The sequence below is a fragment of the Notoacmeibacter sp. MSK16QG-6 genome (assembly GCF_024158145.1).
Classification (GTDB): Bacteria; Pseudomonadota; Alphaproteobacteria; order Rhizobiales; family Rhizobiaceae; genus Notoacmeibacter.
In genome coordinates this window covers 606,377-630,034 of record NZ_JAMYXM010000002.1, presented here as the reverse complement: position 1 = coordinate 630,034, position 23,658 = coordinate 606,377, and the positions used below count along the sequence as shown (strand labels likewise).

General features: G+C 60.7%; 28 protein-coding genes. 12 read left to right on the top strand and 16 right to left on the bottom strand.

Annotated features, from left to right (window positions below):
• The first annotated feature begins 71 nt into the window (after nt 1-71).
• The gene (locus NIM86_RS10760; protein ID WP_253381890.1) at nt 72-1,328 is read left to right on the top strand and encodes an MFS transporter; all 1,257 of its coding nucleotides are present in this window, start codon (nt 72-74) and stop codon (nt 1,326-1,328) included.
• 54 nt (nt 1,329-1,382) lie between these two features.
• Here the strand turns inward: NIM86_RS10760 and NIM86_RS10755 are convergent, their stop codons facing one another.
• Both NIM86_RS10755 and hemF read right to left on the bottom strand, forming a co-directional pair.
• Nucleotides 1,383-1,565, bottom strand: coding sequence for a DUF1059 domain-containing protein (locus NIM86_RS10755; protein WP_253381889.1), 183 nt, complete (start codon nt 1,563-1,565; stop codon nt 1,383-1,385).
• A 79-nt stretch (nt 1,566-1,644) separates the two neighbouring features.
• Entirely contained in the window at nt 1,645-2,562 is a 918-nt protein-coding gene (gene hemF / locus NIM86_RS10750; protein WP_253381888.1) for an oxygen-dependent coproporphyrinogen oxidase, read from the bottom strand.
• A gap of 144 nt (nt 2,563-2,706) precedes the next feature.
• Here hemF and NIM86_RS10745 point away from each other — a divergent pair, with 144 nt between their 5' ends.
• On the top strand, nt 2,707-2,955 hold the full coding sequence (locus NIM86_RS10745; RefSeq protein ID WP_253382039.1) for a hypothetical protein: 249 nt from the start codon (nt 2,707-2,709) through the stop codon (nt 2,953-2,955).
• Here the strand turns inward: NIM86_RS10745 and NIM86_RS10740 are convergent.
• The 3 genes from NIM86_RS10740 to NIM86_RS10730 form a co-directional block, all read right to left on the bottom strand.
• Nucleotides 2,952-3,320: a PIN domain-containing protein gene (locus NIM86_RS10740; protein ID WP_256478431.1), complete on the bottom strand. Its 369-nt coding sequence runs from the start codon at nt 3,318-3,320 to the stop codon at nt 2,952-2,954. The genes NIM86_RS10745 and NIM86_RS10740 overlap by 4 nt on opposite strands.
• The gene (locus tag NIM86_RS10735) at nt 3,317-3,514 is read right to left on the bottom strand and encodes a type II toxin-antitoxin system VapB family antitoxin (protein WP_253381886.1); all 198 of its coding nucleotides are present in this window, start codon (nt 3,512-3,514) and stop codon (nt 3,317-3,319) included. The genes NIM86_RS10740 and NIM86_RS10735 overlap by 4 nt, the downstream gene beginning before the upstream one ends.
• A 71-nt stretch (nt 3,515-3,585) precedes the next feature.
• A complete protein-coding gene (locus tag NIM86_RS10730) occupies nt 3,586-4,071 on the bottom strand; it encodes a tRNA (cytidine(34)-2'-O)-methyltransferase (protein ID WP_253381885.1) in 486 nt (161 codons plus the stop codon).
• Between the two features lie 142 nt (nt 4,072-4,213).
• On the opposite strand from NIM86_RS10730, the gene NIM86_RS10725 reads away from it, so the two are divergent.
• The 7 genes from NIM86_RS10725 to NIM86_RS10695 all read left to right on the top strand — a co-directional run bounded on the left by NIM86_RS10725 (nt 4,214) and on the right by NIM86_RS10695 (nt 12,288).
• The gene (locus NIM86_RS10725) at nt 4,214-6,088 is read left to right on the top strand and encodes an ABC transporter ATP-binding protein (protein ID WP_253381884.1); all 1,875 of its coding nucleotides are present in this window, start codon (nt 4,214-4,216) and stop codon (nt 6,086-6,088) included.
• Entirely contained in the window at nt 6,085-8,019 is a 1,935-nt protein-coding gene (locus NIM86_RS10720) for an ATP-binding cassette domain-containing protein (RefSeq protein WP_253381883.1), read from the top strand. Before NIM86_RS10725 ends, NIM86_RS10720 begins: the two co-directional genes overlap by 4 nt.
• 5 nt (nt 8,020-8,024) lie before the next feature.
• Nucleotides 8,025-8,378 (top strand): DUF6665 family protein, encoded by a 354-nt coding sequence (locus tag NIM86_RS10715; RefSeq protein ID WP_253381882.1) that lies wholly within the window; start codon nt 8,025-8,027, stop codon nt 8,376-8,378.
• 200 nt (nt 8,379-8,578) lie between these two features.
• Entirely contained in the window at nt 8,579-9,160 is a 582-nt protein-coding gene (gene petA, locus NIM86_RS10710; protein ID WP_371872879.1) for a ubiquinol-cytochrome c reductase iron-sulfur subunit, read from the top strand.
• 24 nt (nt 9,161-9,184) lie between these two features.
• Nucleotides 9,185-10,459 carry a cytochrome b/b6 gene (locus tag NIM86_RS10705; protein WP_253381879.1) on the top strand — a complete coding sequence of 425 codons (1,275 nt, stop codon included), beginning with the start codon at nt 9,185-9,187 and terminating at the stop codon, nt 10,457-10,459.
• 31 nt (nt 10,460-10,490) lie between these two features.
• The gene (locus NIM86_RS10700; RefSeq protein ID WP_253381877.1) at nt 10,491-11,597 is read left to right on the top strand and encodes a cytochrome c1; all 1,107 of its coding nucleotides are present in this window, start codon (nt 10,491-10,493) and stop codon (nt 11,595-11,597) included.
• Nucleotides 11,598-11,727: 130 nt separating this feature from the next.
• Nucleotides 11,728-12,288 (top strand): adenine phosphoribosyltransferase, encoded by a 561-nt coding sequence (locus NIM86_RS10695; RefSeq protein ID WP_253381875.1) that lies wholly within the window; start codon nt 11,728-11,730, stop codon nt 12,286-12,288.
• Nucleotides 12,289-12,296: 8 nt separating this feature from the next.
• On the opposite strand, the gene NIM86_RS10690 is transcribed toward NIM86_RS10695, so the two are convergent.
• The 3 genes from NIM86_RS10690 to ychF are packed head-to-tail and all read right to left on the bottom strand — an operon-like array spanning nt 12,297 to nt 14,387.
• Nucleotides 12,297-12,773, bottom strand: a complete 477-nt coding sequence (locus NIM86_RS10690; protein ID WP_253381873.1) for a MaoC family dehydratase — start codon at nt 12,771-12,773, stop codon at nt 12,297-12,299.
• Nucleotides 12,770-13,240, bottom strand: coding sequence for a MaoC/PaaZ C-terminal domain-containing protein (locus NIM86_RS10685; protein WP_253382037.1), 471 nt, complete (start codon nt 13,238-13,240; stop codon nt 12,770-12,772). The genes NIM86_RS10690 and NIM86_RS10685 overlap by 4 nt, the downstream gene beginning before the upstream one ends.
• A 43-nt stretch (nt 13,241-13,283) precedes the next feature.
• Entirely contained in the window at nt 13,284-14,387 is a 1,104-nt protein-coding gene (gene ychF / locus NIM86_RS10680; RefSeq protein ID WP_253381871.1) for a redox-regulated ATPase YchF, read from the bottom strand.
• Between the two features lie 138 nt (nt 14,388-14,525).
• On the opposite strand from ychF, the gene NIM86_RS10675 reads away from it, so the two are divergent.
• Nucleotides 14,526-14,837, top strand: coding sequence for an ATP-dependent Clp protease adaptor ClpS (locus tag NIM86_RS10675; RefSeq protein WP_371872883.1), 312 nt, complete (start codon nt 14,526-14,528; stop codon nt 14,835-14,837).
• A gap of 4 nt (nt 14,838-14,841) precedes the next feature.
• On the opposite strand, the gene NIM86_RS10670 is transcribed toward NIM86_RS10675, so the two are convergent.
• From NIM86_RS10670 to NIM86_RS10655, 4 genes are all read right to left on the bottom strand, one after another.
• On the bottom strand, nt 14,842-15,417 hold the full coding sequence (locus NIM86_RS10670) for a zeta toxin family protein (RefSeq protein WP_253381867.1): 576 nt from the start codon (nt 15,415-15,417) through the stop codon (nt 14,842-14,844).
• 8 nt (nt 15,418-15,425) lie between these two features.
• Nucleotides 15,426-15,779 (bottom strand): ParD-like family protein, encoded by a 354-nt coding sequence (locus NIM86_RS10665; protein WP_253381864.1) that lies wholly within the window; start codon nt 15,777-15,779, stop codon nt 15,426-15,428.
• A 64-nt stretch (nt 15,780-15,843) separates the two neighbouring features.
• Nucleotides 15,844-16,608: an aminoacyl-tRNA hydrolase gene (gene pth / locus NIM86_RS10660; protein WP_253381862.1), complete on the bottom strand. Its 765-nt coding sequence runs from the start codon at nt 16,606-16,608 to the stop codon at nt 15,844-15,846.
• A 106-nt stretch (nt 16,609-16,714) separates the two neighbouring features.
• Nucleotides 16,715-17,446 carry a 50S ribosomal protein L25/general stress protein Ctc gene (locus tag NIM86_RS10655; RefSeq protein ID WP_253381860.1) on the bottom strand — a complete coding sequence of 244 codons (732 nt, stop codon included), beginning with the start codon at nt 17,444-17,446 and terminating at the stop codon, nt 16,715-16,717.
• A 274-nt stretch (nt 17,447-17,720) separates the two neighbouring features.
• Between NIM86_RS10655 and NIM86_RS10650 the strand changes: the two genes are divergently transcribed.
• The gene (locus NIM86_RS10650; protein WP_253381858.1) at nt 17,721-18,143 is read left to right on the top strand and encodes a hypothetical protein; all 423 of its coding nucleotides are present in this window, start codon (nt 17,721-17,723) and stop codon (nt 18,141-18,143) included.
• A 78-nt stretch (nt 18,144-18,221) separates the two neighbouring features.
• Here NIM86_RS10650 and NIM86_RS10645 read toward each other — a convergent pair whose 3' ends face one another.
• Nucleotides 18,222-19,154: a ribose-phosphate pyrophosphokinase gene (locus NIM86_RS10645; protein ID WP_253381857.1), complete on the bottom strand. Its 933-nt coding sequence runs from the start codon at nt 19,152-19,154 to the stop codon at nt 18,222-18,224.
• A gap of 105 nt (nt 19,155-19,259) precedes the next feature.
• Nucleotides 19,260-20,015, bottom strand: coding sequence for a peptidoglycan editing factor PgeF (gene pgeF, locus NIM86_RS10640; protein WP_253382035.1), 756 nt, complete (start codon nt 20,013-20,015; stop codon nt 19,260-19,262).
• Nucleotides 20,016-20,159: 144 nt separating this feature from the next.
• Here pgeF and NIM86_RS10635 point away from each other — a divergent pair, with 144 nt between their 5' ends.
• A complete protein-coding gene (locus NIM86_RS10635) occupies nt 20,160-21,647 on the top strand; it encodes a YdiU family protein (RefSeq protein WP_253381855.1) in 1,488 nt (495 codons plus the stop codon).
• Here the strand turns inward: NIM86_RS10635 and NIM86_RS10630 are convergent.
• Both NIM86_RS10630 and lgt read right to left on the bottom strand, forming a co-directional pair.
• Nucleotides 21,644-22,759, bottom strand: a complete 1,116-nt coding sequence (locus tag NIM86_RS10630; protein ID WP_253381853.1) for a class I SAM-dependent methyltransferase — start codon at nt 22,757-22,759, stop codon at nt 21,644-21,646. The two genes, NIM86_RS10635 and NIM86_RS10630, sit on opposite strands and share 4 nt — an antisense overlap.
• Nucleotides 22,756-23,658: a prolipoprotein diacylglyceryl transferase gene (lgt, locus tag NIM86_RS10625; protein ID WP_371872878.1), complete on the bottom strand. Its 903-nt coding sequence runs from the start codon at nt 23,656-23,658 to the stop codon at nt 22,756-22,758. The genes NIM86_RS10630 and lgt overlap by 4 nt, the downstream gene beginning before the upstream one ends.

The window sequence follows — 23,658 nt, the reverse complement described above, 5'->3', positions numbered from 1 at the left end:
AAATTTGGGCCATTGACGGCGGCGATCAAAAACGGCAAGGCGCGTTTTTGCGGGCGGGATCGGAGAACGCCATGTTGAAGCTTGTCGCGGGTGTCTGGGCGCTGCTTATCGGTGTGTTCCTGATTATGATCGGGAACGGCATGCAGTCCACGCTGATGGGCGTGCGCGGCGAAATCGAGGGTTTCTCGACCTTCGCGCTCTCCCTCGTCACCTCCGGCTACTTTCTCGGTTTTCTGGTCGGCTCACGGATCACACCGCGCCTGATCCACAAAGTCGGCCATGTTCGCGCCTTCGCCGCGCTCGGCTCGCTCATGTCCGCCGTTCTCATCGCTTACCCGCTGCTGACCGATCCCTGGTCGTGGACGGCGTTGCGCATCGTGCTCGGCTTTTGCATGTCGGGCATCTACGTCACGGCGGAAAGCTGGCTGAACGACCGGGCGACGAACGAGACGCGTGGCACGCTGCTATCGTCATATATGCTGGCGCAGATGGCCGGTCTCGTCGGCGCGCAGGGTCTTTTGAATTTCGGGGACGCGGCCGGCGCTTCCCTGTTCATCATGGCGTCCATCTTCGTATCGCTGGCGTTTACGCCGGTGCTCCTGTCCGCCGTGCCTCTGCCGGCGACGGAGGCGGTCAAGCCGATGACGTTGCGCGAACTCTACGAGCGTTCGCCGACCGCGACGGTCGGCACGGCGTTGATCGGTGCGGTGGTCGCAGCGCAGATGGGCATGGCTGCGGTCTATGGTGCAAAGATCGGTCTCAGCGTCCGCGACGTCTCCCTCTTCATCGCCTCGATCTTCATGGGCTCTCTCATCTTCCAATATCCGGTGGGCCGTCTGTCGGATCTGATGGACCGGCGCATTCTGATGATCTGCCTTGCCGTGATCGGCGCGCTGATGAGCATCCTGCCTTTCATCGTTCAGGGCAGCTTTATCGTGTTGCTGATCGCGGGTCTTATCGCCGGGGGCGTGGCGAGCCCGCTCTATTCGCTGATGGTTGCCTACACGAACGATTATCTGGAGCGCGAGGATATGCCGGCGGCGGCCAGCGGCATGATCTTCATCTACGGCGTCGGTGCGGTAACGGGGCCGGTGGTGATCGGCCAGACCATGGAACTGGCCGGGCCGGCCTTCTTTTGGGTGTTGCTGGCCGCACTATTCGCCGTGATAGCGGTCTATACGGGCTGGCGCGTAACGCAGCGGACCGCGCCGGTCGGCGACGATTCCGCCTATCTCAATGTGATGCCGAACTCATCCGCTGTCGCCGTCGATGCTGCTTATGAGTGGTATGAAGACGCGGCTTCGGACGGTGGGGAGGAAATTAAGTAATTGACCCCGCCGAGCAGGTGCCCGGCGGGTCTCTAGGTTGCTATGCGCTGCCCATCACGCCGCTTGCACGTCGCGAATGCGGCTTTTGATCTCATCGACCATATTGGGGCGGACATGGGTTTCGCCATGGGCGGAGCGCAGATGCTCGCTGGCGCGGCGGATGACTTCCGCCTCGTCCTCGGCCTGTGTGTGCCAGTTGCAGCCGGGAACCAGTGTTCCGCAATCGAAGCGTTTCATGTGAACCTCCTCTTTCGCGTTGTTGGTCTTAATCAACGCCAAGAGCCGGTCTGTAGTTCAAAAAAAATCGGCCTTTCGTTCACGGCCATTTCACCACGGGCGGCATGGATGAGAGGATCGAGGCGACATTACCGCCGGTCTTCAGGCCGAAGATCGTGCCGCGGTCATAGAGTAGATTGAACTCGACATAGCGCCCGCGGCGGATGAGCTGTTCCTCGCGCATCTCGTCGGTCCAGTCCTTGCCGAAATTCCTGCGCACCAGTTCCGGATAGACACGCAGAAACGCCTGGCCGACATCCTGCGTGAAGGCGAAATCTGCGGCCCAGCCGCCATCCTCATCGGCCGAGTGCTGCCAATCGTAAAAGATGCCGCCAATGCCGCGCGGCTCGTTCCGGTGGGCGAGGTGGAAATAGCTGTCGCACCAGGCCTTCATCTTCGGATAGTCGGCGACGGCATGGGCGCGGCAGGGCGCTTCCATCGCCTGATGGAAGGCGACGCTGTCCGGATCGTCCTGTGTGCGGCGCGCATCGAGCACTGGAGTGAGATCCGCTCCGCCGCCGAACCACCAGCTCGTCGTGACAACGAAACGGGTGTTCATATGCACCGCCGGCACGTTCGGGTTCCAGGGGTGGGCGATCAGGCTGATGCCCGACGCCCAGAAGCGTGGATCGTCCTCCGCGCCAGGTATCTGCTTGCGAAATTCCGGGGAGAACTCGCCATGGACGGTGGATGTATGGACACCGACCTTCTCGAAGACGCGGCCGGTCATCATGCTCATCACGCCGCCGCCGCCCTTGCCCTCATCACGTGCCCATGGCGTCTGGACGAAGCGGCCCGGCTCCTCCGCGCCTTCGGCAAACGGGCCTTCGGCTTCGTCTTCCAGCGTGACGAAGGCCGCGCAGATCTGGTCGCGCAGCGTTTCGAACCATTGGCGCGCGGTCTTTTTCTTCGCCTCGATATCGGGCGGCAGGCCCTGCGGCAGGGTGGGGCGCTCCATGGCTTATCCTCGGCTGGTCTCGCTCGTTTTAAACTGGCGCCGCCGGCGCGTGCGCGGCCTGCGATTCGCAATTTCGCTCGGCCATGCCTAATCTTCCGGTGCAGGGCAAGTCCAGTTCGGGCGCGCCCGATGACTGTGGAGGCCATGATGGGTCCGCCCAAACGTCCGGCTTTGAAAGGACTGTCGCGACAGATCGCCGCCGGACGCAACGGCGCGGGCGACAGCTTCGTGCGAGAGACCTTTCGCCTGCCGCGACCCGAGGCGCGGCAAACCGCGCGCGATTTCCTGCATCGCTGGCCGAAGGCGGCCTATTGGAGCGAGGTGGAAAGCTGGCGGATAGTCGGCGACGATGAGATCGAGTTCACCATGCGACGGCTGAAAAGCGCGGATTAGTCGAGGTTGAACGCAACGCCGCACTCCACCGCGGCATCTTTCAAGCGCCGGTCGCGTGTCCATAGGACCGTGCCGCTATTGATTAGGCAGGCAGCCAGAAGCGAAAGGTCGACGAGACCGATACCGCGATTGAACAGCCGACGGGTATCGATGAACTGTCGCAGCTCCGACAATTCCGCTTCAAGCAGCAGAGGCAACCCATCGAAAAAAGCCAGGGTGTTATTTCGATCCGGCAGCGATCCGAGTGCCAGTTCTATGACGACGTTGCGATGGCAAGCGATGATATTGTCATTCAACAGATCAAGCAAATACTCATTTCCGTAGCGGAAATGATGAACCCAAACGGACGTGTCAGCTAATATCATTCGACTTCCGCGCGACGCCGTGGGGGCGCCGTCATCTCCGGCGCAGTGCCTCCCAGGCGCGCCAGCCGCCGAGCCGATTCCTGAGCGATCAGAGCCTTCAGGGCTGTCCGCAGAAGGGGGCCGCGATCCGTTATCCCTGTCAACTCGCTCGCCCTGGCAAGCAGTTCGTCATCTATCGTGACGGTGGTTCTCATCGGACCATCCTCATGTATATCTGCATCATATGATGCAGATATGTATGCATTTATGCATCGTTGTCGAGTGGTCAGGGGGTCGAAAGGCGCCGCGCGAGTTCACCCGCAACCATTGCCGCGCTGATGGCGAGGTTCAGGCTGCGCGCGCCATTTCGCATCGGAATTGTCAGGCGTTCGTCGGCGGCGTCGTGCACATGGTCCGGCACGCCGGCGCTTTCGCGGCCAAACAGGGCGATATCGTCGGCACGCCAGTCGAAACCGTGATAGGGCGTATCGGCCTTTGTAGTGAGAAGAACCAGCCGCCGGCCTTCGCTCGCGCGCCATGCCTCAAAGGCCGCCCAGTCGTCGAAGCGGCTCAGGGTGGCCTTCTCAAGATAGTCCATGCCGGATCGCTTCAGTGCGCGGTCGGAGAGATCGAAGCCCGCCGGCCCGATTACCGCCACCGGCAGATCGAGGCAGGCGCCCATCCGCAGAATCGTGCCGGTATTGCCGGGAATATCCGGCTGATAGAGGGCGATGAGGGGCTTGCCTGCCGGCGGAAGAAAGTCGTCTGTCATAATCGATCCATGAGCCAGTCGTATCGATGGGCGGCTGGCATGCGTGGAAAATGGTTCGGACCCGCCTTATATCGTTCCGGCGTGACGCGCCAAGCGTGCGCCTTCCACATCCATCTTTCACCATCGAACGGGCGGAGAGCAAATGATCCATTCTCTATTCCGCCGGTTCGAGCGGTTTGCCGATCCTTTTCCCGACATTGCAATCGAACGCCCACCAACCGGGCTGTTTCCCTTCATCTGGCATCATACGAAACCGGTCTGGCATCTGGTCGCACTTGGCGGCATTCTGACGGCGCTCATTTCGGTCGCCCAGATCGTCATCTTCAGCTTCATGGGCGATGTCGTCGACTGGCTGGCAGGGCGGCCGCCGGATGAATTCTTCACCGAGGAGTTCTGGACGCTTCTGGGTATGGGCGCGCTGATTCTGATCGCCATGCCGATCCTCGGTATTCTGCACGATCTGCTGCTGTTCCAAACGCTGGCCGGCAATTTCCCGATGATTATCCGCTGGCAGGGACATCGCTATCTGCTGCGGCAATCCGTTAGCTTCTTCGCCGACGAGTTTGCCGGCCGCGTCTCCACAAAACTGATGCAGGGCGCGCTCGGCATTCGCGAAGTGGTGATGAAGACGGTCGACGTCTTCGCCTATGTCGCGATCTACTTTGCCGGGGCGGTGATCCTGATGGCGACGTTCGATCCTGTTCTGATGATCCCCTTCATGGTGTGGATCGTGCTTTACTTCGCCATACTGGGCTATTTTCTGCCACGCCTTCGCAAGACGTCGGAAGTGCAGGCGAATGCCCGAAGCGAAATGACGGGCCGGGTCGTCGACAGCTACACCAATATTGCGACGATCAAGCTCTTTGCCCATGCCGGGCGCGAAGAACGCTATGCGCGCGATGCGATGGATCGTTTTCTGCACACCGTATTCCCGCAGATGCGGCTGGTCACGCTGCTCAATACCAGTCTTGGCCTTGCCAATGCGCTACTGCTCTTTGCCATCGGCGCGCTTGGCCTATGGTCATGGTCGCTCGGCGCGGCGTCTGTCGGTGCGGTCGCCGTCGGGCTCGGGCTCGTCATGCGGTTGGAAGGCATGAGCCATTGGGTGATGTGGGAACTGGCGGGTCTGTTCGAAAATCTCGGGATGGCAGAAGACGCCGCCTCGATGCTGGCGAAGCCGCAAACCGTGACAGACAGGCCGGACGCCCGGTCGCTGGTCGTCAAGGATGGCGCGGTTCACTTCGACAATGTCAGTTTTCACTATGGCAAGGGCGAGGGCGTGATCGGCCATCTCGATCTCTCCATCCGGCCGGGTGAGAAGATCGGTCTTGTCGGCCGCTCCGGTGCCGGCAAATCCACCCTCGTCAACCTGCTGCTGCGCTTTCACGATGTGGAGGACGGTCGCATCACAATCGACGGCACGGACATCGCCTCGGTCAGTCAGGACAGTCTGCGCGCGCATATCGGCGTCGTGACGCAGGATACGGCGCTGCTGCATCGCTCCGTGCGGGACAATATTCAATATTCGCGCCCCGATGCCGGGATGCATGAAATCGAACGGGCAGCGCGCGAGGCCAAGGCGATCGACTTTATCGGCGATCTCAGCGATCCGACCGGACGGGTCGGATTCGACGCGCATGTCGGCGAGCGCGGCGTCAAGCTCTCCGGCGGCCAGCGGCAACGCATCGCCATTGCCCGCGTCATGTTGAAGGATGCTCCTATCCTCGTGCTGGACGAGGCTACATCGGCGCTCGACTCCGAAGTGGAGGCCGCCATTCAGGATAGTCTCGACCAGTTGATGAAGGGCAAGACCGTCATCGCCATTGCGCACCGCCTTTCCACCATCTCTCAGATGGACCGGCTTGTTGTGATGGATCGCGGCGCCATCGTCGAAGAAGGGACCCATGACGATCTGATCGCGCAAAATGGTCTCTATGCTAGGCTTTGGGCGCGGCAGTCGGGCGGCTTTTTGCGCGTGGACGAACCAGTCGATGGGCAGGAGGTCGCCGCGCAGTGAAGCAGGCTGGACAGTCACCCGATCTTCCGACGCAAGCCGACGATCTGCGCACCGACTATAACCGGCGCGAGACCGTTTCCGATCACGTGTTTGGATTGACCGAGGATGTCATCGACCCCTTCGAAAGGGACGATGACGATCTGCTTCCGGGCGATGCGATGGCCTTCATCCTGCATTTTGCAAGGCAGGCGAAAGGTCCGTTTGCCGCGATGCTGATCGTCGGCGGCCTGTCCGGCGCGGTGGATGCGGCGCTTTACTGGTCTGTCGGCTGGCTGGTCGATCTGATGGAGCGTGAAGGCCCGGCGGATTTTCTTGCGGAGAACTGGCTGCCGCTTGTCGGTCTGCTTGTTCTCATCCTTATTGTCCGCGCAGCGGTCATGATCGGGCAGACCATGCTGGAGCAGCAGGTCATCTCGCCGCGGTTCATCGCCATGATCCGCTGGCAGGCGTTTAGGCGGGTGATCGAGCAGCCGCTCTCCTTCTACCAGAACGATTTCGCGGGCCGGATCGCTCAGAAAATCATTCAGGCGGGGGAGAGCACCACCGATCTGATTACATCGGTCATCGGCACGTTCTGGTCTTTCGCAACCTTCGTCGTCCTGACCGGCTCGATCCTCGTCGCGATGGACCCGATTCTCGGTGTGGTGGTCGCGGTCTGGGTGGTCTGTTATCTCGCCGTGGCGCGATTCCTCTTGCCGCGCGTGCGGAAGACTTCGCGCCGCAGGGCCAATGCGCGCTCGATTTTAAGCGGTCGCCTCGTCGATGCTTTCACCAATATTCTCGCGGTCAAACTGTTCGACGATGGCCGTCGCGAACATGCTTTCGTGCGTGAGGGCGTCGAGCATCTGCTCTACGCAACGGCTCATGCGGCGCGCGCCATCACCACTGTCCGTGCTTCGGTTGCGATCCTTAACGGCTTCATGATGGCGGCAGTCGGCATCGTCGCAGTGCGAGGCTGGCTGGCCGGAGATGTCACGACGGGCGCGATCGCCGCTGCGATGGGACTGGTCTTCCGCCTTAATCAGATGAGCGGCTGGGTGATGTTCAACATCAACGGTATCGTTCGCAATTTCGCGACCGTGCAGGACGCCACCGCCACGATCTCAGTTCGCCCAGCCTTGCAGGATGCGCCGGACGCTGTCGATATCGACCGCGCCGAGGGCGCCATAGCGTTCGAGAATGTCTCGTTCAGCTATGGCCGGGAGGATATGCCCGTTATTTCAGGCCTGTCGTTCCGGATCGAGCCGGGCGAGCGGGTGGCCATTGTCGGACCGTCGGGCGGTGGCAAGACGACCATTCTTTCGCTTCTGCTGCGGCTGTTCGACGTGGATTCGGGTCGGATCACACTGGACGGCCGCGATATTCGCCATCTGACGCAAAGTTCCCTGCGCCGCCAGTTCGGTATGGTCAGCCAGGAGCCCATGCTGATGCACCGTTCGATTCGGGACAACATCGCCTATGGCCGTCCGGAAGCGAGCGACGCGAATATCAGGGATGCTGCGCGCCGAGCGGCAGCCGATGGCTTCATCCAGACCGTTTGCGACCACCGTGGTCGCAAAGGTTACGACGCCCATGTCGGCGAGCGGGGCGTCAAATTGTCCGGCGGTCAGCGTCAGCGCATTGCAGTGGCGCGCATGGTGCTGAAAGATGCGCCGATCCTGGTTCTCGATGAAGCGACGTCCGCGCTCGATTCGGAAATCGAGGCGGCTATTCAGGACTCACTGGAAACGCTGATGGAAGGCCGCACGGTCATCGCCGTCGCGCACCGCCTCTCGACCATCGCTCGCCTCGACAGGATAATCGTCGTCGATGACGGCCGGATCGTCGAGCAGGGCAGTCATGACGATCTTCTGGCGCAGGAGGGCCTTTATGCGCGGCTCTGGAAGCGGCAGACCGGCGGCTTTCTGCCGCGCAATCTCGCCGCCGAGTAGAACGAATGGCGCTTCGCCCTCCATCCCGCTATCGCGAGCGTCTTTCGGTCATCGAAGAAAGCTGCGACGCGCTTGGCTACGAAATCGCTGCTGAAAAGGCCAGCAGTCTGGGCCGCGCCGGTAAGGCGGTTGGGCAGGCCATCGCCGCGCTCGATGTCTTCGAAGAGCGATACGGGACCGATTCATCGCGTCTCGACGATCTGCGACAGCGCGAGCGTCGCGAACTTCTCAGGACAGCTGCCGTAGCGACACATGCCTATTTCATTCAGCGAGAATTATGCGGTCTTCGCCGGCACCACGATGTCATTGCGTTTTATCGCATTCCGCAGGCCGTGCTGGCCCGGCTCGGCGCGGGATAAACGATCTTCCTTCACTCCACCGGTTTTGGACGAAAGTAATGCCCGGGTCACTGGACAAGGGTGCGTCTGGACAATAGAAGGGCGCGAAAAGACCGGGCAGTGGGGTGTTCCGGCGGCTTTAGCAGTCTTTCGTTGCATGAAGGCCGTCTGGTCCAGCGGGGCTCTTCCGGAGGCCGGTCTTCCAGCAGAGGATGGTGAACGTGAGCGGAAACGACACGATCGTACATACCGGCGAGGATGAAGCGACCCGCCGTGATTTTCTCTACATAGCAACGGGTATGGCGGCCGTGGTCGGCGCTGCCGGCGCGGTCTGGCCGTTTATCGACCAGATGCGCCCGGACGCCTCTACTCTGGCGCTCGCATCGATTGACGTCGATGTCTCAGCGATCGAGCCCGGCATGAGCCTGACCGCCAAATGGCGCGGTAAGCCGGTCTTCATTCGCAACCGGACCGAACAGGAAGTCGAGGAGGCCAATCAGGTGCCCCTCGACGATCTGAAAGATCCTGTCGCCCGCAACGAAAACATCGCCGGCGAAGCCGAGGCGACCGACCTCAACCGCTCCGCGGGAGAGGGCAAGGAGAACTGGATCGTGATGATCGGTTCGTGCACCCATCTCGGCTGCGTGCCGCTGGGCCAGGCCGGTGACTTCGACGGCTGGTTCTGCCCCTGCCATGGCAGCCACTACGATACGGCTGGCCGCATTCGCAAAGGTCCGGCGCCGGAAAATCTCGCCATCCCGACCTTCGCCTTCACCTCCGATACGACCATTCGTATCGGCTGATAATCAGGAGAGGGGGTCAAAGAGATGAGCGGACATTCCACCTATAATCCCAATACCGGTGTCGAAAAATGGATCGACGCCCGCATGCCGTTGCCGCGGATGATGTATGACAGTTTCGTCTCCTATCCGGTGCCGCGCAATCTGAATTACGCTTACACGTTTGGCGGCATTCTGATGGTCATGCTGGTGGTGCAGATCCTGTCGGGCGTGGTGCTCGCTATGCACTACGCAGCCGAAACGGGTGTCGCCTTCGCTTCCGTCGAGAAGATCATGCGCGACGTCAATTCCGGCTGGCTGCTACGCTACATGCACGCCAACGGCGCGTCCTTTTTCTTCATCGCGGTCTATCTGCATATCGCTCGCGGCCTTTATTACGGCTCCTACAAGGCGCCGCGCGAACTGCTCTGGATTCTCGGCGTTCTGATCCTCTTCCTCATGATGGCGACGGGCTTTATGGGATACGTCCTGCCATGGGGGCAGATGTCCTTCTGGGGCGCGACGGTGATCACCGGCTTCTTCTCGGCCATCCCGGTTATCGGCGACTGGCTGCAGACGTTCCTTCTGGGCGGTTTCGCAGTCGATAACCCGACGCTCAACCGGTTCTTCTCGCTGCATTACCTTCTGCCGTTCATCATCGCCGCCGTCGTGATCCTCCACGTCTGGGCGCTGCATGTTGTCGGTCAGACGAACCCGACCGGTATCGAGGTCAAGAGCAATACCGACACGCTGGCCTTCACGCCTTATGCAACCGTCAAGGACGGTTTGGCCATGGTCGTGTTCCTGCTCGTCTTCGCCTATTTCATCTTCTATATGCCGAATTATCTCGGCCATCCGGACAACTACATTCCGGCCAACCCACTGGTCACGCCGGCGCATATCGTGCCGGAGTGGTATTACCTGCCGTTTTACGCGATCCTGCGCGCCATCACCTTCAATATCGGGCCGATCGACTCCAAGCTCGGTGGCGTCATCGCCATGTTCGCTTCGATCGCGATCCTGTTCGTGGTGCCATGGCTGGATACTTCGCGTGTGCGCTCGGCTGCCTATCGGCCTTGGTACAAGCTCTTCTTCTGGATCTTCGTGGCCGATTGCATATTCCTCGGCTGGCTTGGCTCGCGTCCGGCGGAAGGTTGGTATGTCATCGCATCGCAGCTCGCTACGCTGTTCTATTTCGCCTTCTTCTTGGTCGTCATGCCATTGCTCGGTCTTATCGAGACGCCGAGGCCGTTGCCGAATTCGATTACGGAAGCGGTTCTGAAGAAGAACGACGATGCAGTTGCCGCGCAACCTGCAGAATGAGTGGCTTGGACCAGCGACAGGGAATGAAACTATGAATATGCTTCTGAAAGGCCTGGTCGGCATCGGTCTCGGTCTCGGTTTGGCCACCGTCTCTCTCGCACAGGATCAGGCCCAGGACCCGGCTGCGACCGAACAGTCCGCGCCTGCTGCCCAATCGACTGAAGACGAGGCCGCGCCAGCCGATGATACGGCGGAAGAGCCTGCGTCCGAAGAGGGAGAGCCTGCCGCGGAAACTGACGAAGCGGAAGAAGTCTCGCCATCTGGTGACGAGGCCGCCGAAGCCGACGCTGAAGGCGAGGGCGCTGAAAGTGAGGAGGGCGATGAGGCCGCTCATGACGGCGAAGAGGGCCATGACGGTGAAGAAGCGTCTCACACCCCGCATTACCCCCTTAGAAAGCCGATGCATGTCGACTGGAGCTTCGCCGGACCGTTCGGCCATTACGATATCGGCCAGCTGCAGCGCGGCCTGAAGGTCTACAAGGAAGTCTGCTCGGCCTGTCACGGGATGACTCGCGTCGCTTTCCGCGACCTGGAAGAACTCGGTTATTCCGAAGAGCAGGTGAAGGCCTTCGCCGCCGATTATGAGGTGGAGGACGGACCCGACGCCGATGGCGAGATGTTCACCCGTACGGCCATCGGCTCTGACTATTTTCCCTCACCATTCCCGAACGAGGCTGCCGCCGCGGCTTCCAACAATGGTGCTGCACCGCCTGACTTCTCCCTGCTCGCCAAGGCGCGGGCCGTGGAACGAGGCTTTCCGTGGTTCATCTTCGATATCTTCACCGGCTATGCCGAGAATGGCCCGGATTACATTTACAGCCTGCTTCACGGTTACGATGAGGAGCAGCCCGAGCACATCGAGCTGCCGGACGGCGTGAACTATAATCCCTACTTCATCTCGGCCGCGGGTCTGGCGATGGCGAAGCCTATCGATGACGACATGGTCGAATATGATGACGGATCGCCCCAGACTCTGGAGCAGTATTCCCGCGATATCTCTGCGTTCATGATGTGGGCTGCTGAGCCGAAGCTTGAACAGCGCAAGAAGATCGGCCTTCGGGTCATGCTGTTCCTCGTGCTGTTCGGCGCGCTGCTGTGGCTGACAAAGCGCAAAGTCTGGCACGGCGTTAAGCATTAGGCCCGAGCCAGCATCGCTAATCACGGGGGCGTCACCTACCGGGTGACGCCCCTTTCCTTTGCCTGAGCGGCTTGTCAGCCATGGCCCGGCACGGCACAACGTACCGGTCAGCTTGTGAGGGACATTTCATATGCCATCGACGATTGCCGATCCGGCCCTGGCGGAGCGTTTGCGTGCCGCTATTCGAACCATTCCGGATTATCCCAAGCCGGGCATTCTGTTTCGCGATATCACGACGCTTCTGTCCAACGGCCCAGCCTTTCGCGATGCCGTAAACGCCATTGCCGAGCGCTTCGCCGATGAGCGCATCGACAGCGTTGCCGGTATCGAGGCGCGTGGGTTCGTTCTTGGTGGCGCCGTTGCCCATGCGATGGGCGTTGGTTTCGTGCCGATCCGCAAGAGCGGCAAACTGCCGCACCGGACGATCAGCCGCGAATATGCGTTGGAATATGGCACCGACCGGCTGGAAGTGCATGTCGACGCGCTGCCGGAAAACGCGCGCGTCCTTGTGATCGACGATCTGATCGCCACGGGTGGAACCGCCCTGGCGGGTGTCGAATTGGTGGAAGAGCTTGGCGGCCATGTCGTCGCGGCCGCCTTTATCATCGATTTGCCGGATCTCGGCGGCGCGGAGCGGCTTGCCGCGCGAGGCGTCCATGTCGAAATTCTACTCAGTTTCGATGGGCACTGAGCGCCCGATCAGTCGGTTCGGATAAACACCGTCGAAATGAAGCGCATGACGATTTCGCTATCCTGGTTCGTCGCTTCGATGTCCGATTGCAGCAGACCCCAGCCCGGACGCGATTGCGACTCTCGCGCTTCCTTCAAGGTCATTGAGTAAGACAGCGTATCGCCGGCGTAAGTCGGCCGCCGCCATTTGAGATCGCGAAGGCCGGGAGAGGGCCCGCGTTCGGGGAGTGGGCCACTCCATCCGGTTGCGTTGCGAAGCGCGGCGTCGCCGTTTGCGACATTGAGCTTCATAAAGATTGCGCAGCAGTGCCAACCCGAAGCGCAGAGCTTGCCGAAATGGCTTCGCTCGGCGGCGTCCTCATCGAGATGGAAGGGTTGCGGGTCGAACTTCCGGGCAAATTCTTTGATCGCTTCGGCCTCGAACGTATAGCTGCCGAGATCGAGGCGTAGACCGGGTTTCAGGCGCGAAAACAATGTCTCCATCATGATGCCGCGTCGTCACTGAAATTTTCAGGATTACGCAACCGCACCATGGCGGGATAGCGAAGCGACGCGATTGTTTCCCCGCTCTGATTGGTCAGGTTCGTTTCGAACTGGACGAAGCCTCGGCTCGGACGCGAACGCGACACACGCCGTTCACCGACCGTGACCACACCGGACAGCGTGTCTCGGGGCCGCAGCGGCTTCATCCACCGAACCTCCTCTACGCCGGGCGCGCCGTCCGAGAGGCTATTATTGATAAAGGCCTCACAGGCCATGGCCATGAAAAGCCCGCAAATGTGCCAGCCCGACGCGATAAGACCGCCGGTCTGCCGCGCCTGCTCGCTATCGCCATCGAGGTGAAACGGTTGCGGATCGAACTCTTCGGCAAAAGCAATGATTTCCTCGGTCGTTACCCTCCGAGGACCAAGCTGGAATTGCCGGCCCACCGTGAAATCCTCATAGGCCAGCATATGGCTCAAATTTTCCGCTCCCAATGTCCAGCCGCGGTGCTCATCAGGTGTTGAAGCGGAAGAGCAGCACGTCGCCGTCCTGAACGACGTATTCTTTGCCTTCGTCGCGGGCCTTGCCGGCTTCCTTGGCGCCCTGCTCGCCTTTCAATGCGACGTAATCCGGATAGGCAATGGTTTGGGCGCGGATAAAGCCCCGTTCGAAATCGGTATGGATGACGCCCGCCGCGCCCGGCGCCTTGGTGCCACGCGTAATGGTCCAGGCGCGCGTTTCTTTCGGCCCGGCGGTGAAATAGGTGATGAGATCGAGCAGCTCGTAGCCGGCGCGGATCAGCCGGTCGAGACCTGGTTCGTCCAGCCCCATCGTCTCCATATATTCGGCGGCCTCTTCGTCATCGAGTTGGGCGATCTCCGCTTCGATGGCAGCGGAGATGACCACCGTGGATGCGCCCTGTTCGTCGGCCATAGCCTTGACGGCGGCGCTGTGATCGTTGCCCTCGGCAGCGTCTTCTTCGGCGACGTTGCAAACATAGAGGACAGGCTTGCTGGTCAGGAGGTTCAGACCGCGCAGAATTTTCAGGTCTTCCGCCGCGATCCCGTCCAGCATCAGGCGGACGGGCTTGCCCTCCTGCAAAAGCGTCAGGGCCTTTTCCATCACCGGCAGAATGGTGATGGATTCCTTGTCCTTGCCAGTCGCCTTCTTGCGGGTGTTGAGAATACGCTTTTCCAGGCTCTCCAGATCGGCCAGCATCAATTCGGTCTCGACCGTGTTGGCGTCGGCGACGGGGTCGATCCGCCCTTCCACATGGGTGATGTCGCCATCTTCGAAGCAGCGCAGCACATGGACGATGGCGTCCACCTCACGGATATTGGCGAGGAACTGGTTGCCGAGTCCTTCGCCTTTGGACGCGCCGCGCACAAGGCCGGCAATATCGACGAAGGAAATGCGAGTCGGGATGACCTCCTTGCTGCCCGCAATGCCGGCGATCGCCTTCATCCGGCTATCGGGCACGGCCACCTCGCCGGTGTTCGGCTCAATGGTGCAGAAAGGGTAGTTGGCGGCCTGCGCCGCGGCGGTTTTGGTCAGGGCGTTGAAGAGGGTCGACTTGCCGACATTGGGCAGTCCGACGATGCCGCATTTGAAACCCATGGGCGGAATGGTCCTCGGATCGATGCATTGGAAATTTGCCGGCAGGCTATGGGCGAGGGGAGGGCAGGCGTCAAGCGCCGCCCTAATATCATTGCAAAGATGCGTTCGCTTGGAGCTCCGATGAGCGAGACCACAACCATGCTAGACGATGCGCCGGAGACCGAGCGCACCACCGCAACGAAGCCGAAAGTGGAGAAGCCGCGGCTTTATAAGGTGATCCTTCTCAATGACGATTATACGCCGCGCGATTTCGTCACCATGGTTCTGCGCGCGATCTTCCGAATTCCGACTGACACCGCGCATCGACTCATGATGACCGCGCACCGTATGGGAAGCTGCGTCATCACGGTCGCCACGCGCGAGATCGCCGAAGAGAAGGCGAAGGAGGGCACCGACCTCGCCAAGAGCGAAGGCTATCCACTGATGTTCACAGCAGAGCCGGAGGAGTGAGGCGTTATAGACGAAGGTCGTCCCGATAGAGTTGGAGCGCCCAGCGAGGCAAATGCGGACTGACGAAGCTGATGCGACCGGCACGGAAACTGATGATGCGCTGGGGTGGGGTGTTGAGAGCGGAGTTGTCGAAAACGTGGCCGGCATCGCAGGCGAGCATCGCTATGCGGATCAAAGGACTGTTTCGGTCGTATCGCTGGCGTATCTTTTCTTCCGGCACGGCATGTCCGCCTTCATCGACCCGGCTTCTGACGCGTCCGACGGCCAAGTCGGCTCTTTCCAGACCCACATGCATCAGCAGGATGGTGTATCCGGCAGCTCTGGCCTGTTCGATCAGATCAAGTTTCGCGATGTGCGAAAAGACTGTCTCCGTAGCGAAGCTGCACTGCATCGCAATCAGTTCGGCGCGACGTTTCGCCGCGATGCCTGCCGCCCTGTAAGCTGCTTCGGGTGAAGTATCCCTTAATTCATCACGCTGGATGATGTCGGCATTGACGAAGGGGCCGGCGAATTTTGGCCCGACGCGATAGCGATAAAGCGTCGATTTGCCGGCGCCGTTCGGCCCAACAATAAGGACCATGGCAGGCTTCACGCCGTGGGCTCAGCCTTCACGATCTCGCCGCCATCCGATAGTCCGACACCAAGCCCCAATCGCTGGCGTTCGCTGAAGAAAGACCGCTCTTCGTCTGTCGGCGCAGCCAGTTCGCTCATGAGAGTGTCCGCCCAGACATCGTGTTCTTCATCGCTGAGATCTTCGGCAGGTAGAGATGCGTCGAGCGCCGCCGCAATGCGCAGATAGTCGAAGTTGCCCGACCGCTCGATCGCACGGCCGATCCGTACCCAATGGGCGATCTGCCCGGCAAGGGAGCGGCTTTGCCGAGCGGATTCGGCTCGCACGAAGGCCATGGTTTCTTCCGGCAATTTGACCGACTGAGCCATCATGTTCTCCTTACCAGATTTGATATAGGTAGCATTTTGCTACTTATTGGTCTAGGCCAATGCCGCCTCATCCCTTCCCCAACAGCTTCTTCAGCATCTCGGCCATGGGGCCGGTGGTCGGCGGAGCGATGGAAGGGCCGTTCTGGCGGGCCTGATGGATATGGCTCTTGCCCTTTGCAGCGGGCTTCTTGGTCGGGGCTGCGCCGCCGGATTTGGAGGCTGCGGGTTTCGCCGAAGCCGGCTTTTCCTTCTGGGCCGGCACCTTGCCCTGCATTGTCAGCGAGACCTTGTTCATGAAGTCGCTGTCCTTTCCCTCCGCCAGCATCGGCATGGCGTTGGCAATGGCGTCCAGCAGCGGCTCCAGCCACTCACCATCCGCCTTGGCGAAGTCGCCGAGCACATGGCCGGTGACGCGGCTCTTGTCGCCTGGATGGCCGATGCCAATGCGCACCCGCCGGTAGTCCTTGCCGCAATGGGCGTCGATGGAGCGGATGCCGTTATGGCCGCCCGCGCCGCCGCCGGTCTTCACGCGCACCTTGCCAGGGACGAGGTCCAATTCGTCATAGAGAACGAGCAAATCGGCTGGAGTAAGCTTATAAAAGCGCATCGCTTCGCCAACGGCGCGGCCGCTTTCGTTCATATAAGTCTGCGGTTTCAGGATCAGGGCCTTATCGCCGCCAAGTCGGCCCTCCGCCACTTCGCCCTGAAACTTCTTTGAGAAGGGGCCGAAATTGTGCCGCCGGGCGATCGCATCGGCCGCCATGAAGCCGACATTGTGCCGGTTGTCGGCATATTTGCCGCCCGGATTGCCGAGACCGACGATCAAAAGCATGGCATCACCTTTCGTGTTTTCATTGTCGGACTTGGCAAAGGCTAGCCCAAAAGAAAAGGGGCGGATTGCTCCGCCCCTCGCATCTCGTCTGGAAAAAGCGTTCGCCTTATTCGGCGTCCGGCTTGTCCGTGCCTTCTTCCTCGGTGGCGGACTCTTCGCCCTCGACCGTCTCGGCATTCTGTTCGATGACTTCGGTCTCGACCACTTCCTCTTCTTCTTCGCTCTGCGAAGCGAGGGCGTCGGCCGCAGCGATGGTCGCGATGGTGAAGTCGCGGTCCGTGATGGACGGCTCCACGCCTTCCGGCAGCTTCACACCGGAGATATGCAGCGAAGCGCCCATCTCGGCGCCGGCCAGATCGACTTCGATGAAGTCGGGGATCGAGGTCGCGGCGCAGACGACTTCCACTTCGTGGCGAACGACGTTCAGCACGCCCGGCACGATCGGCTCGCCATCCTCATCGACCGTTTCGGTCGGGTGCAGACCCGGCGACTGCTCTTCATTGATGAAGTGAACCGGAATGGCGACCGTCACCTGGGTATTCTTGCCGACGCGCAGAAAGTCGACATGCATGGTGAAGTCCTTCACCACATCGACCTGAAAATCCTTCGGCAGGACCTGGATTTTCTCGCCATCCACATTGATCGTTGCAATCGTGGTCAGGAAGCCCGGGGCCGTCGCCTTCAGATGCACGTCCTTATAAGGCAGGGCGATAGACAGGGGATCTTTCTTGTCGCCGTAAATCACGGCAGGGATCTTGTTTTCACGGCGCAGTGCGCGGGCGGACCCCTTACCAACCCGTTCGCGACGCTCGGCCGCGAGCTCGTAGCTCTCGCTCATAGCGTAGTTCCTTTCAAATTATGGAGTGACGTTCCGCTTTGCAGAAACGCCAGAGGGCGAACCGACGGCCTGACCGTCCTTCGCCCCGACCACGTTGCCTCCAAGGGTGTCTGCGTGGCTGGCAGGGGCATTATCGCATCGCGGCAATAAGGGCAAGCGTCATGAAAATTCCCTCAAATCGCCACGGAACGGAGTTGGTAGGGGTCGCGTTGTTTAGCTGAACGACAATCGCGCAGAAGTTGCGCGGCTCGTTAAACTCCTTAGGAGGACTATTATGAATAAGTTCATTCTTTCTACTGCCGCAGTTATGGCCCTTGGTATTTCGGGCGCCTACGCACAGGAAGCATCCGATCAGCCGGCCGATATGGCCACCATGATCGGTGTCGACAACGCCAAGGTCGAAGACGGAAAAATCACCGGCATCAGTGTGGACGTCAATAAGGCTGGCTATCTTGTCGTTCATGATGACGCTGCCGGCGCGCCGCCTGCAAGCCTCGGCCACATCGCCGTCCAGCCGGGTAGCACGGAGAACGTCTCCATCGATCTCACCGGTGAGCCGGGCTCCGGTCTTTCGCTGATGCTCCATGAGGAGACCAATGGCAACACGACCTATGATTTCGGTCCGGGCTCGACGGATGTCGACACGCCGATGACCGTCAATGGTGAGCCGGTCGTGAAGGCTGTCGGCGGCATGTGATCCCAAGGATCATATATTTGGAAGAAAAGGGCGCCGAGAGGCGCCCTTTTTGCGTCTGCGATTTAAGAAACAGGTATCCTAGTCGAAAAGCGAGGACACAGATTCCTCGAGAGCGGTTCGATTGATGGCTTCGCCAATGAGCTGGTCGATCGAAAGAACACGAATTTTTTTGGCATTCTTGACCGCCTCGGTCGGCTGGATGGAATCGGTGATGACCAACTCCTTCAGCTTGGACGTCTCAATCCGCTCGACCGCCTTGCCCGACAGGACGCCATGGGTGATGTAAGCCGTAACGGATTTCGCACCGCGATCCATAATGGTCGCCGCAGCATTACAAAGCGTGCCGCCGGAATCGATAATATCGTCGATCAGAATACAGTCTTTGCCTTGTACCTCACCGATGACGTTCATGACCTCGGATTCGCCGGGGCGGTCACGACGCTTGTCGACAATGGCAAGCAGGGCGTCCAGGCGCTTGGCCAACGCCCGGGCGCGCACAACGCCGCCCACATCGGGAGAGACGACCATCGTGTTGGATAGGTCATATTTTGCTTTGACGTCACGAGAGATGACCGGCACAGCGTAGAGATTGTCGGTCGGAATGTCGAAAAAACCCTGGATCTGTCCAGCGTGGAGATCCAGGGTCAGAACACGGTCGGCGCCCGCTTCGGTAATGAGATTGGCGACGAGCTTGGCCGAGATGGGCGTGCGGGCAGCCGGTTTGCGATCCTGCCTTGCATAGCCGAAATAAGGAATGACCGCCGTGATGCGCCTTGCCGACGAGCGACGAAACGCGTCGATCATGATCAGCAGTTCCATGAGATGGTCGTTGGTCGGAAACGAGGTGGATTGCAGAACGAAGACATCTTCGCCGCGCACATTCTCGTTGATTTCGACGAATATTTCCTGGTCTGCGAAGCGGCGGACCGAGGCCTTGCCGAGCGGCATGTCTAGATAACTGGCGACCGCGTCGGCCAGATGCGAATTGCTGTTACCCGCGAAGAGCTTCATGGAAAGACGTTCCGGCCGATATCCTGCCGCTGCCATAAGGGGCAGGCCCGCGCAATGCAACCCGCGATAGGGTGGCGAAGTGTGGAGAAGTGTAGGGTCCTGGCCCTAATGGTCCAGCATGATCGCGCTGATCTGGCGTCCGTAATCCGGCTCACCGCGATGGGTTGTCCGGCGATATGAGAAGAAGCGCTGCTCGTCCTGATAGGTGCACAGACCGAGTGTATCGGCTTGAACGCCGAGCGCTTTCAGTCTCGCGAGCGTGTAGCCGGCGAGATCGAAGAGCGCATGACCTGACTTCTGTGAAGAGGCGAACCAGCGATGGTTCGCTTCGTCCGCCATGACGAACCGTTCGACGAATTCGGGGCCGACCTCGTAAGATGGCTGGCTGATCGAAGGGCCGAGCACGGCGACAATCCGCTTGCGCTTTGCACCGAGCGCTTCCATCGCGTGCACAGTGTTTTCCAGTATGCCGCTGAATGCGCCGCGCCAGCCGGCGTGTGCCGCTCCAATCACCCCAGCCTCTGCGTCGGCGAACAGGACCGGCCCGCAATCGGCCGTCACCACGCCGATCGCAACACCCGGCGTTCCGGTTACCAGCGCGTCGGACTTTGGACGCTCGCCCGATAGCGGCGCATCGATTGTAATGGCGTCCGGCGAATGGATTTGCCAAGGCGTCGAGACCAACGCTTCGCTGCCGAGACTATCGGCAACCCGCCGGCGGTTTTCCTCGATGCTGGCTGGGTCGTCTTCACTGCCCACACCGATATTGAGCGATTGATAGATGCCTTCCGATACGCCGCCCTGCCGGGTGAAGAAGCCATGCCGCACCCCGTTCAGCGTCTCTAGCGACTCGTGGCGAATGGAAAGAGGCGCTTCGGACTGCGCGGCGTTGTTGTTGGTGTCGTTCACGTGGTCCGATGCCTTTCAACGGTTTCGTGATCGTTTTGCCGACCTACATAAAGAAAGGAAAGCGCCAAAATACGGCGCGCGGAAACCATCTGGATCATGACAGCGCAATCCCCGACATTCCACAATAGCTATACGCAACTACCCGATCGCTTCTTCGCCCATGTGGCGCCAGCGCGACCTCACGCGCCAGCCCTTCTTGCGCTGAATGAAGAACTTGCGGAAGCGCTCGGACTGGATGTCGAATGGCTTCGCAGCAAAGAGGGCCTCGCCATGCTTTCAGGGGAGCGCTTGCCCAATGGGGCGGCCTCCATTGCCATGGCCTATGCCGGCCACCAGTTCGGAGGGTGGGTGCCTCAGCTCGGAGACGGGCGGGCGATCCTTGTCGGTGAAGTGACCGGACGCGATGGATTCCGCCGCGATTTGCAGTTGAAGGGCGCGGGGCCAACCCCATTCAGCCGCGGCGGCGACGGGCTTGCATGGCTCGGCCCTGTTCTTCGTGAATACGTCGTCTCCGAAGCGATGGCGAAGCTCGGTGTGGCGACGACACGTGCGCTGGCCGCCGTGTCGACCGGCGGCGATGTCATCCGCGAAACAGTCTTGCCGGGAGCCGTGCTCACACGCGTCGCCCGCTCACACATCCGGGTCGGCACATTCCAGTATTTCTCCGCGCGGCGCGATGTGGAGGGCCTCAAGGCGTTGGCCTATCATGTCATCGAGCGGCACTACCCGCAGGCGCGCCAAGCCGAAAATCCTTATCTCGCCTTGCTGGAAAACGTGATCGATGCACAGGTCGATCTCGTCAGCCACTGGCAGTCTATCGGCTTCATTCATGGCGTCATGAACACGGACAATATGACGTTGTCCGGCGAGACTATCGATTACGGTCCTTGCGCCTTTATGGACGACTATCATCCCGAAACCGTCTTTTCGTCGATCGACCGCGGCGGTCGCTACGCCTATTCCAATCAGCCGCCGGTTGCGCAGTGGAATCTCGCCATTCTGGCATCGGCCCTTTTGCCGATTCTGAACGATGACAAGGATCTGGCCGTGGCCGATGCGCAGGCGCTTATCGATAGCGTTTCACCACGTTTCGATGCGGCTATCGTCGAACGGTTTCGCCGGAAGATCGGGCTTGACGACGAGCGTGCCGAGGACGATTCGGCGCTGATTGCCGATCTTCTGTCGCGCATGGCGGCCAATATGGTGGACTTCACCAATCTGTTCCGCGCGCTCGGCAAGCTGCCGGACGAGGGTGGCCCGCATACGGATGCGCCCGCCCGTGACCTTTTTGTCGATCCAACGGCTTTCGACCAATGGGCGGAGAGCTGGCGACGGCGTCTCGGTCGTCAGGGCCGTGCTGAGGCGGATCGCAAGTCGGCGATGGATGCGGTCAACCCGGCCTTCATCCCCCGTAACCACCGTGTCGAGGCCATGATCGCAGCCGCCCTCAACAACGACCTTGAGCCGATGCAAGAACTCATGGATGTGCTGTCGCGGCCCTATCGCGACCAGCCAGACAAGGCGAACTATGCCGATCCGCCGACCGAGCAGGAACACGTTACGGCGACGTTCTGTGGAACCTAACTTTTCGGCTCTGATGGCGCACTCTCCGGCCAGAGGCAGCCAATATGCGGCCCACCAGCCAGCACCTTGAAGAGCCGACCCATATCGTTCGGCCCATCGCCCGCGAGACGCTGTACCGCCGTACGAATATGCTCCTGGGTAGCGACATCCTTGCCTGCGCCGAGCGCGCCAGCCCGCTCCAGCAGGCCCATCTGTTGAAGAAACCAGCCCTGTTCGCGCAGACCGTATCGCAAGCCGGCACTGCCGGCGATCTGGCCCAACTCGTGAAAGTCGACATGGGAGGTGAGGTCCGCGTTGCCGGGCTCGGCCAGCGGGTCGGCGAAGGCGTGTCGTGAAACCGCCTGCAGCGTATCGCCGAAACCCGGTTGAAGGTGGCCGTAATCGAAGAGCAGCAGCGAGCCGGCGCGAGGGCCGATCTTGCGCATGATCGATGCCATCATGGCGCGGCGTGCGTTCGACGTTTCGAAGATCGCCCCAACCGGCTGATCCATAGCGCCGTCTGGCAGGGCGTCGTCGGGAATGCTGGCAGCGCCTGCGCCAAAAATCAGCTCGCCGTCATCACCGAGGCCTACGACCCTCTCTCGCCAACCATCCGCCGTCTTTACAAACTGCCGGATCGGCAACGCATCCATGATTTCGTTGCCGATGACGATCAGCAGTCCGTCGCCGCGGTCGAGCGCATCGATAGTCGCGGCATGATCGATTCTCAGCGCTGCATTCGCCAGGGTTCGGCGCTGCATTCCGACGAGGCGCGGGCTGGTTTCGATCAGCCAACATTGCGCGAACTGGACCAGATCGGGCGCGATGCGCCGCAGCGTACGATCGATATCGGCGAAAAGTGTTCCGCGTCCGGGACCGATCTCGGCGATGACCAGACCCCTCGCGAGCGCTTCGGGGCAGGAATGGCACTGATGAATGATCCAGAGCGCCACCAGTTCGCCGAACATCTGGCTGACTTCCGGTGCGGTGGTGAAATCGCCGTCCACGCCGAAGGGTTCTTTCGTCGTGTAGTAACCGTCCGCCGGGTCGAACAGGCAGAGCGTCATATAATCGCTGATCCGCATCGGCCCGTCAGCGGCAATCTGCGCTTTGATGCGCGCCTTCAGACTCATGGGGCGGGTGCCGTCTCGCGCTCCGGCCGTTTCGCCGTCACCATCGCCCATGTGCCGGCGAGCACCATGGGTAGCGACAGCACCATTCCCATCGTCAGCCAGCCGCCGAGCAGATAGCCAAGCTGAGCGTCCGGCACGCGGACAAATTCCACCAGGATGCGGCAAACGCCATAGCCCGCGACAAATGCGCCGCCTACGAATTTGGGTCGTTTCAGCATCAGGCGGCTGTGCGTCAGCCAGCGGAGAACGAGAAACAGCACGACACCTTCCAGCATCGCTTCGTAGAGCTGGCTGGGGTGGCGCGGCAGTCCTTCCGGGTCGGTCGGGAAAATCATAGCCCAGGGCAGATCGGTCGGTGCGCCCCATAATTCGGCGTTGATGAAGTTTGCGATGCGCCCGAAGAACAAGCCGATCGGCACGGCGGCAGCGACGGTATCGAGCATCGACCAGGTCGGAATGCCATGTCGGCGGCTATAAAGGATCATGGCGAGGATGGTACCAAGCGCGCCGCCATGAAAGCTCATACCGCCAGACCAAATCTGCAGAATGGCGCTTGGGTCGGTAAGGTAGCGCATCGGCTCGTAGAAGAGGACATAGCCGAGCCGGCCGCCGAGCACCACGCCGATAACGGCCCAGAGCAGAAAGTCGTCTGCCTGCTGTGCGCTCATGGGCGGCTTGCCAAAGGCCCATAGCCTCTCATTGCTCAGCAGTCGCTTGACGTAGAACCATCCCAACAAAAGGCTGACGATGTAGGCCAGCCCATACCAGCGGACAGCGAGCGGTCCGACCGAAAAGATGATCGGCTCAATGTCGGGATAGGAGATCAGAGCAAAGGGGCGCAGGGCGTCCAGCACGAAAAGGATTCCTTCTAGCCGTCGAGCGGGAATGGCGCGGACCAT